The 8,513-nt window shown below is 76.1% G+C and carries 9 protein-coding genes, 1 tRNA gene and 1 pseudogene; 6 read left to right on the plus strand and 5 right to left on the minus strand.

Translation table 11 applies throughout. The features are described 5' to 3' along the window. Positions 1-478, plus strand: a pseudogene (locus ACZ4W5_RS32240) (DEAD/DEAH box helicase); the annotation flags it as partial. Between the two features lie 221 nt (positions 479-699). Continuing rightward, the gene (locus tag ACZ4W5_RS32245; protein ID WP_465658536.1) at positions 700-1,533 is read left to right on the plus strand and encodes a TIGR02452 family protein; all 834 of its coding nucleotides are present in this window, start codon (positions 700-702) and stop codon (positions 1,531-1,533) included. 60 nt (positions 1,534-1,593) lie between these two features. Here the strand turns inward: ACZ4W5_RS32245 and ACZ4W5_RS32250 are convergent, their stop codons facing one another. Then, the gene (locus tag ACZ4W5_RS32250) at positions 1,594-1,929 is read right to left on the minus strand and encodes a hypothetical protein (RefSeq protein ID WP_465658537.1); all 336 of its coding nucleotides are present in this window, start codon (positions 1,927-1,929) and stop codon (positions 1,594-1,596) included. A gap of 89 nt (positions 1,930-2,018) precedes the next feature. After that, complete coding sequence (locus ACZ4W5_RS32255; protein WP_465658539.1) at positions 2,019-3,113, minus strand: hypothetical protein; 1,095 nt, start codon at positions 3,111-3,113, stop codon at positions 2,019-2,021. A gap of 83 nt (positions 3,114-3,196) precedes the next feature. On the opposite strand from ACZ4W5_RS32255, the gene ACZ4W5_RS32260 reads away from it, so the two are divergent. Beyond that, entirely contained in the window at positions 3,197-3,661 is a 465-nt protein-coding gene (locus tag ACZ4W5_RS32260) for an RICIN domain-containing protein (protein WP_465658541.1), read from the plus strand. Positions 3,662-3,719: 58 nt separating this feature from the next. On the opposite strand, the gene ACZ4W5_RS32265 is transcribed toward ACZ4W5_RS32260, so the two are convergent. From ACZ4W5_RS32265 to ACZ4W5_RS32275, 3 genes are all read right to left on the minus strand, one after another. Beyond that, positions 3,720-4,415, minus strand: coding sequence for a tyrosine-protein phosphatase (locus ACZ4W5_RS32265; protein ID WP_360237843.1), 696 nt, complete (start codon positions 4,413-4,415; stop codon positions 3,720-3,722). Positions 4,416-4,501: 86 nt separating this feature from the next. Continuing rightward, entirely contained in the window at positions 4,502-5,263 is a 762-nt protein-coding gene (locus ACZ4W5_RS32270) for an SDR family oxidoreductase (RefSeq protein WP_465658543.1), read from the minus strand. 10 nt (positions 5,264-5,273) lie between these two features. Beyond that, the gene (locus ACZ4W5_RS32275) at positions 5,274-6,491 is read right to left on the minus strand and encodes a DNA glycosylase AlkZ-like family protein (RefSeq protein WP_465658545.1); all 1,218 of its coding nucleotides are present in this window, start codon (positions 6,489-6,491) and stop codon (positions 5,274-5,276) included. A gap of 112 nt (positions 6,492-6,603) precedes the next feature. Between ACZ4W5_RS32275 and ACZ4W5_RS32280 the strand changes: the two genes are divergently transcribed. The 3 genes from ACZ4W5_RS32280 (at position 6,604) to ACZ4W5_RS32290 (ending at position 8,368) form a co-directional block, all read left to right on the plus strand. Further along, on the plus strand, positions 6,604-7,392 hold the full coding sequence (locus tag ACZ4W5_RS32280) for a nucleotidyltransferase domain-containing protein (protein ID WP_465658546.1): 789 nt from the start codon (positions 6,604-6,606) through the stop codon (positions 7,390-7,392). A gap of 48 nt (positions 7,393-7,440) precedes the next feature. Continuing rightward, positions 7,441-7,513, plus strand: a tRNA-Lys gene (locus ACZ4W5_RS32285). A 345-nt stretch (positions 7,514-7,858) separates the two neighbouring features. Further along, positions 7,859-8,368 carry a F0F1 ATP synthase subunit B family protein gene (locus ACZ4W5_RS32290; RefSeq protein ID WP_402487285.1) on the plus strand — a complete coding sequence of 170 codons (510 nt, stop codon included), beginning with the start codon at positions 7,859-7,861 and terminating at the stop codon, positions 8,366-8,368. The last annotated feature ends 145 nt before the right edge of the window (positions 8,369-8,513 follow it).

An 8,513-nucleotide genomic window follows, 5' to 3' on the forward strand; every position in this document is an offset into this window, starting at 1 on the left:
CCGCTCGGGTGGCTTCAACCGTGACCGCGATGACCGTGGTGGCCGTTCCGGTGGCTTCGGTGACCGCGAGCGTTCCGGTGGCTTCAACCGTGACCGTGACGACCGCGGTGGCCGCTCGGGTGGCTTCAACCGTGACCGCGATGACCGTGGTGGCCGTTCCGGTGGCTTCGGTGACCGCGAGCGCTCGGGCGGCTTCAACCGTGACCGTGACGACCGCGGCGGCCGCACCGGTGGCTTCGGCGACCGTCCGGCCCGCTCCTTCGGCGACCGCCCGTCCTTCGGCCGGGACCGCGACGAGCGCGGCGGCAGCAACAGCCGTCCGTTCTCGCGCCGCGACGACCACCGCGCCGGTGGCCGTCCGCAGGCCGACCGCGGTGGCTTCAACCGTGACCGCGGTGGCTTCGGCGACCGTGACCGCGGTGGCTTCAACGGCGGCGGCTTCAACCGCGACGACCGCAAGCCGCGCTGGAAGAACTGACCTCGGACGAGGTCGTGCGGCCCGGTCGGTGATCGACCGCCGGCCGGCTGACTGAACCACACACGAAGGGCCCGCTCCGTCCCCCGGAGCGGGCCCTTCGTGTTCCCCCGGTATCCCCCGATACCCCCCACACCTCGTTACCGCTCGCCCCCCGAGGTGTTGTTCTGGAAGTGAGAATAACCTGTGGCGCGCGCTGAGGGTAGTCCCGTAGCGTCACGGACATGAGCAGCAGACTGCACGACGTGGCACGGGAGAACGAGGAGATCGCCGCGCGGGGGAGCTACCGGACGGCCGGGGGCGAACTCGTGCAGGTGGGGGAGCAGTTGGCGGCCGCCCGGGCCGGCACGGTGTCGTACTCCCCGGAGGGGCTGGACGCGCTGCTGGCCGCCGGGGAGCGGGGGCCCGTGGGCGGGCCGGTCGAGGTCACGGCCGAGGGCAGCGTCGAGGCGGCCCGGCGGCTGGTCGCGGCCGGGGCCGGGCCGGTCGGGGTGCTGAACTTCGCCTCCGCACGCAACCCCGGCGGCGGGTACCTGCGCGGCGCCCGCGCCCAGGAGGAGGACCTGTGCCGCAGCGCGCTGCTGTACAGCTGCCTGCTGGAGGCGCCGGACTACTACGAGGCGCACCGGGCCTCGACGGACCTGCGGTACAGCCACCGGGTCGTCGTCCCGCCCGGCGTGCCGGTGGTCCGGGACGGCCGCGGCGGCCTGCTGGCCCGGCCGTACCCGGTCACCTTCCTGACCTCGCCCGCCCCCAACGCCGGTCAGCTGGAACGGCGTTCGGCCGGTACGGACGTCCGGGGCGTGCTCGCCGAGCGGGCCGTCCGGGTGCTCGCGGCGGCGGCCCGGCACGAGGTCCGCGCCCTGGTGCTCGGCGCCTGGGGCTGCGGGGTGTTCCGCAACGACCCGGCCCAGGTCGCCGAGGCCTTCGAGGGCGCGCTGGCCCGGTACGGGGGCGCGTTCGAGCGGGTGGTGTTCGCGGTGTGGGACCGCGCGCCGGTCTCGGCGAACCGGGCGGCCTTCGAGGCCCGGTTCGGTCCGGCGGTCGTCCCGTCCTGAACCGGCCGGGCGGCTCGGCGCTCGCGCGCCGGGCGGCTCAGCGCTTGCGGGCGGAGAGGCTCAGCGCTTGCGCGCGGAGAGCACCGTCGCGGCCGTCGAAGCCGCCGCGACCACCCCGGTGACGGCGAACACGGACGGCCAGGCGCCGATCCGCTTCGCCAGTGGGTGCGAACCGCCGAAGGCCGCCACGTACAGGCCGGTGAGCGCCGCCGCGGCCGCCGTGCCCGAGCTGCGGCGCCACTGCGCGGCCGCGCCGGCCCCGGCCATCGCCAGCACCGCGCCGCCCAGCTCGCGCCGGCCGCTCCAGCGGGCCACGCCGTAACCGCCGACCAGGCCGCTCGCCGCGGTCAGCGCGGCGGGCGCGGCGGATGCGAGCGCGTTCGGGACCTTCGCCATCGTCGACTCCACTCGTGGGGCTCGTAAGGACGTGTCGGCTTCCGACCCTAACCCGGTGAACGGAGCGGCCCGCCGGGGCCCCGGAGGACTCAGCCGAAGGCCGCCGCGGTGGGCACCCCCGGCACCGTGCGGGCCAGCAGCCGGGCCGCCTCCGCCGGGTCGAGCACCCGCTCCAGCCGGAGGTCCCCCGGGACCTCCGGGAGGAAGCGCCCGGCCGACCAGCTGCGCTCGTACGGCAGCGGCTCCAGCACCAGGGTGCGCACGCCGTCCAGCAGCGGGACGTCGCTGGGCGTGCCCTCGTTCCACAGCCAGGAGCCGTCCGGGGCGACCAGGTTGAAGGCGCCGGTGGCGGTGAGCCGGCGGCCGTCCGGGAACGCCGTCCGGGCCAGTGCCACCACCTCCGGGTCCTGCGGGAGGCCGGGCAGGTGGCCGCCGCCGATCAGCACGTCGGCGAGCAGGGTGTGCAGCTGGAAGGTGTCGCTCAGGCCGCTCATCCGCAGCAGGTAGCCGGTCCCGGTGGGGCGGTCGAGGACCAGCAGCGGTTCGTCGTCGAGCACCAGCGCCAGGTGGGTGAGGCCCTTGAAGTCGTGCCGCTCGCCGCCGTACCGGTCGAACAGCTCCAGCAGCACCTCGGTGACGCCCGAGGCGCGGGCCTCGGCCCGGACGGGCGGGTGCGCGTACACCGCCCAGGCGGCCTGCTGCCACAGGTGCAGGGTCCACCAGGCGACCACGGCCAGGTGCGCCTGCCAGGGGTCGAGGTGCTCCGGGTGCTCGATCCGGGCGTGCGCCTCGGCCGGATCGTCGGCCTCATGGTCCGGCAGCGGCCCGCCGCCGGTCCGCGCCCAGTGCTCGACCAGCCGCTGGGCACCGGTCAGCGCCCCGCGCAGACCGGCCAGCACCGGGCCGGCGCAGGCCACCGGATCGGCACCGGACTCCACGCAGGCGCCCACCACCATCGCCAGGTGCGCCCGGGGGAACGGCGGCGCGTCCGGCAGCAGCGCGGCCAGCCGGGGGCCGGCCGCCCGCCGCTCGGCCGGGCCGGCCGGGCCGAACAGCCCGCCGACCAGGCTCAGGGCCGGGCCGAAGCCCTCGTCGTCACCGGCCGCGACCACCGCCTCCAGCTCGGCCACCGCCTCCAGGAGGGTGGGCTGCTGACGGGTCGGCGGAAGGTTCTGGGAGGACATCCGCCGCAGCATAGGCGCAGCCGGCCGGGCTGTCAGCCGTGGGTGGGGGCCGGGCTGTCAGCCGCGGGTGCGAGACTGCGGCCATGACGGACAGCGCCCCTGACAGCACGGCCGACCGGGCGGTCACCGACGGCCGCTACCGGATCCGCAACGTCGGCAGCGGCCTGCTGCTGGAGGTCGCGGAGACCTCCCGGCGCAGCGGCGCCCGGATCCGCCTCGGCGCGGCCGACGGCACCGACGCCCAGCTCTGGCGGCTCACCGCCGTCCACCCGGGCGGCGCGCTCTTCCACATCGAGAACGTCAACAGCGGCAAGCGCCTGGACGTGACCGGCGCCTCCCCGGACGACGGCGTTCCCGTCCAGCAGTGGTCCGCCAACGCCTTCGGCGCCCAGGAGTGGCTGCTGGAGGCCCACGTGGACGCCCCGGGCACCTACACCGTCACCAGCTTCATCAGCGGCAAGCCGCTGACCGCCACGGACGCCGGTGTCCAGCAGTGGGAGGACACCGACGCCCCGACCCAGTGGTGGCGGTTCGAGCGCCAGGACTGACCCCCGGGGAGCCGGGGCCTGCCCCGGGGCCGGGGGCCCTGACCCGGGGCCGCCGCCCTCAGGCCGAGAGGTTGGCCCGGAGGGCGGCGAGCTCGGCCTCGGTGGTGCCGTGGGCGGCGAGGTAGGCCGGGACGGTGCCGTGGTGGGTGCGGATCCAGGCGAGGGAGGAGGCGATGAGGTCGGCGTCGACCGGGCGGGAGACCCGCTCGGTGCCGGTCTCGTCGATGTACGGGGTGGGGCCGTCCTCCAGGCCGAGGCCGGCGTTGGAGCGCAGGAAGTCGGCGGTGATGTCGGCGTCCGAGGCGCCCAGCAGGGACTGCAGGACGGCGACGGTGAGGCCGGTGCGGTCCTTGCCGACGGCGCAGTGCACGATCGCCGGGACGGCCTCCGGTGCGGCCAGCCGGCGGATCACGGCGGCGAGCGAGGGGCCGGCCGTCTCGGGCATGAAGGTGTAGAGCGCGGCCTGGTCCTCGGGCCACGGCCGGTCGAGGTCCTCGCGGTTGGCGGGCAGGGTCGGCAGGTTGAGGGACTCGTGGTCGAGGCCGTGCCGCTGGTCCGGCCAGACCTCCAGCTCGAACGGGCTGCGCAGGTCGATCACCGTCCGCAGGCCGAGCTCCTTGAGCTTCCGGGCGCCCTCCTCGGTGAGCGTGTGGAGGGAGCCGGAGCGGTACAGGACGCCCCGGCGCAGGGCGCCGATCCCGCCCGCGTCACGGAAGTTGCGCACACCGGCGATGTCGATGAAGGCAGCGGTCATGGCCCCACGGTACGGGCGCGGACGGAGCGGGGGGAAGGAAACCGGAGAGGACCGTTCGCCGAATCCCCGCCCCCCGGCCGGGGCCGTCAACGCCCGCCGGAGACCTCCAGGAACGCCCCCGTGGTGTACGAGGCGGCCGGGGAGAGCAGGAACAGGATCGCCTCGGCGACCTCCTCCGGCTCCCCGCCGCGCCGCATCGGCAGGCCCGGGGCGACCCGGTCGACCCGGCCCGGTTCGCCGCCGAGCGCGTGGATGCCGGTGTGGATCAGGCCCGGGCGCACGCAGTTGACCCGGATGCCCTCGGCCGCGACCTCCAGCGCCAGGCCGCGGGTCATCGAGTCCACCGCGCCCTTGGCCGCCGCGTAGTCGACGTACTCGTTCGGCGAGCCGATCCGGGAGGCGGCCGAGCCGACGTTGACGATCGCGCCGCCGCGGCCGCCGTACCGGGTGGACATCCGGCGGACGGCCTGGGCCGCGCACAGGAACGGGCCGGTGATGTTCGCCGCCCAGATCCGGTTCAGCCGCTCCTCGTCGATCTCCTCCAGCCGGCACTGCCGCTCCAGCGTGCCCGCGTTGTTCACCAGCCCGGTGAGCGGCCCGAGTTCGGTGTCCACGGTGGCGAACAGCCGCTCCACCTCGGCGCTGCGGGTGACATCCGCCCGGACGGCGATCGCGGTGCCGCCCTCGGCCCGGACGGCGTCCACCACGGCGGCGGCCGAGGCCTCGTCCGTACGGTAGTTGACGCACACCCGGTAGCCGCGGCGGGCGGCCAGCAGGGCGGTGGCGGCGCCGATACCGCGGCCGGCGCCGGTGACGAGCAGGACTTCGTCGGTGCTGGTGTTCGACATGGGCCGTACGCTACCCGGCCGGCCACCCCCGCGCGGCGGCCTCCCGCAACGCGGCGACCTTGGGGGCGCGGCTCCTCGGCGAGTCGAGGCTGAACCCGCGGGCGTCGCCCAGCTCGTCCCGGACGAACGCCTCGGTGCGGGCCACCGCGGCGCGCAGCGCGTCATCCGGCGGGACGAAGGACTGGTGGACGATCTCGGCCCGCTCGGTGTCGTACTCCCACAGGCCGACGATCCGGCCGCGGTCCAGCACCAGGTGGGTCTGCGGGTCGGTCTCGCCGCCGAAGGTGCGCCCGGCCCGGCCGGCGGGCAGCGGGCGGGCGGCGTCGGCGGGGTCGAGCAGCCAGGACAGGTCGCGGTGCAGCAGGTGGATGCCGTCGATGCCGGCCAGCAGGGTGTAGTGCGGTTCGGCCGGCCGCTCGAACCCGGCGAACTCCTCGGCGAGTTCGGGCGGCAGCAGCAGGTCCGAACCGGGGGCGACCGGCACCGGGCCGGCCTCGGCGACGGCCCGGCGGGCGGTGGCCGCGGAGAAGCCGGAGAACCAGCGGAAGTGCCCGAGGGTGGCCGGCCCGGCCCAGGAGAAGTAGCGGCGGGCGAGGTCCACGGCGTCCCCCGCGACCGGCTGGTCCCAGCCGACGTAGCCGTAACGCTGCTGGTCCAGGCGGCCGTTGACGGGCACCCGGCGGATCCGGCCGCGCGACTGCAGCAGTCCGAGGGCGAGCGGCAGGGTGGTGGCCAGGCCGCGCTTGCGGCCCGGCTCGCCGAGCGGCCGGACGGCGTCGCCGACCGCCGCCCGGATCGTGGCCGGATCCAGCGGCCCGCCGTCGGCGAGCGCCCGCTCGACGGCCAGGCAGAGCTGCTCCACCTCGTCCCGGCCGACACCCAGGTGCTTCGCCGCGGCCGCCAGTTCGCCCTCCGGGGCGGCCGCGCCGACCGCCAGGCCGAGCGCGAAGTCGGCGGCCGGCAGCAGGTACGTACAGCCCCGGGCGGACGGCAGCTCGTGCACCGAGAGCTCGGCCACCGCCGCGTCCACGGCCGCCCGCCCCAGCCCGGCACGGGCGAACAGGCCCAGGTACGGGGCGGCGCCGCCGACCGAGCGGGCCCAGCCGGTCGCGGCCAGCACCTCGGCGGCGGACGCGCCGGGGTGCGGGCGGTCCAGCCACTGCCGGTGCGACCACCAGGCCCGCAGCTTCTCGACACCGACGGCTTCCGGGCGGGGATCGTGCTCCATGGGCCCAGTATCGGCGGCCGGGCGGGCCCCGGACCGGAAATCGCTCGCCCGGCGCGGCCCGTTCCGGGGAGGATGCGGTACCCGGCGGATCCGGTGATCGAGAGGAGGACGCATGACCGACGCACCCGGCACCGTGCCGCTCTCCGGCACTGTCCTGCTCTCGGGCACCGTGCTGCTCTCCGGCATCGTCGGCTCCACCGCCTACGGCTTCGCCCACGCGGGCTCCGACGTCGACCGGCTGGGGCTGTTCGCCGTCCCCACCGAGGAGTTGCACGGCCTGCACCGCCCGGCCGAGTCGCACGTCACCACCGAGCCGGACGTCACCCTGCACGAGGCCGCCAAGTGGTGCCGCCTGGCGCTGTCCTGCAACCCGACCGCCTCCGAACTGGTCTGGCTGCCCGAGGAGCTGTACGAGACCGCCACCCCGCTCGGCCGGGAACTGGTCGCGATCCGGTCGAGCTTCCTCAGCGCCCCCGCCGTCCGCCGGGCCTATCTCGGTTACGCGGACCAGCAGTTCCGCAAGCTGCTGACCCGGGACACCACCGACCCGGCCACCCGCCGGCGGGCCGCCAAGCACGCCCGGCACCTCGTCCGGCTGGTCGAGCAGGCCGTCCGGCTGCACCGCACCGGCCGCAACCTGATCCGGCTGCCCGACCCCGAGCGCGTCCGCGAGCTCGGCGAACGCATCGCCGACCGCCCCGCCACCGCCGAACAGCTGCTCGCCGAGGCCGCGGACCGGCTCGCCCGCCCCGGCGTCCTGCCCGACGCCCCCGACCCCCGCCCCGCCGAGGCCTGGCTGCGCCGCGTCCGCGCCGCCCACTACGCCCCGCCCCCGCCCGCAGCCCCGGCCCCCGGCGCGCCCACCCAATCCACTGGCGGAGCCCTGGGGCCCACCGGGTAGGATCGCCGTGGCCCTCTCCACCCGGGATCCTCCGGGGCGCAGGGCCGCGGGCCACTAGCTCAATTGGCAGAGCTGCGGACTTTTAATCCGTAGGTTCAGGGTTCGAGCCCCTGGTGGCCCACCGACGAAGGAGCCAGGTCAGACACCAACTGACCTGGCTCTCTTTGCTGTTGCCGTTTCCTCGTGCCCGGTGCCGGCGCCTTGCGCTGCCGTCATTTTGTCCCCTTTGCCCCCGAGCGGGGACGGAGCGGGGACAGCGCCCCCGAGACATCCCCTCCGGGCCATCTGCCACCCACGTCCCCGTCCCTCCGATCGAAGCGGGGCTCCGACGGGGGGACCACCGCCATGGTGCTGATCCCGGGCGAGCTGCTGCTGCTCCCCGCCGTCGACGCACGCCCGACCAGCACGGACCCGGGTGAAGGCCCCCATCTGGATTGAGTGAGGGAGGCTCAACTACCATGAGGCCATGGGACCTTTGAAGCCTGATCCAGCGCAGTTGGTGATCGGACTCGTCTGCTTCTTCCTGATATTCGGAATCCTCGGAGCGGTGCTGCTGCCGCGGATCGAGAAGGTGCTGGGGGAGCGGCGGGACGCCACCGAGGGGGGTGTCGAGCGGGCCGAGGAGGCGCGGGCGGAGGCCCGGCGGGTGTACGAGGAGTTCCAGGCGGAGCTCCTCGCGGCGCGGCACGAGGCGGCGGCGATCCGGCAGACCGCCACCGAGGAGGGGGCGGCGCTGATCGCGCGGCTGCGGGCCGAGGGGCAGGCGCTGCGGGACGGGATGCTGGCCGAGGCCCAGGTGCAGCTGGCGGCGGACCGGGTGCTGGCCGAGGCCGAGCTGCGGGAGGACGTGATCCGGCTGGCCACGGAGCTGGCGGGGCGGGTGATCGGCGAGCCGGTCGCCGAGCTGCCGCGGACCAGGGCGATCGCCGACGAGTTCTTCGCCGCGCAGGACGCCCGGGCGGGCGCCGGCGCCTGACCTCCCGGAGCGCCGGGAACTTCCCCACCAACGGCCCGGGGGGGGGGGGGGGGGGGGGGGGGGGGTGGGGGGGGGGGGGGGGGGGGGGGGGGGGGGGGGGGAGGGGGGGGGGGGGAGTGCGGGCCGGATGTGGGGGAGGGTGGGG

Source organism: Kitasatospora sp. NPDC029367, from assembly GCF_055569135.1.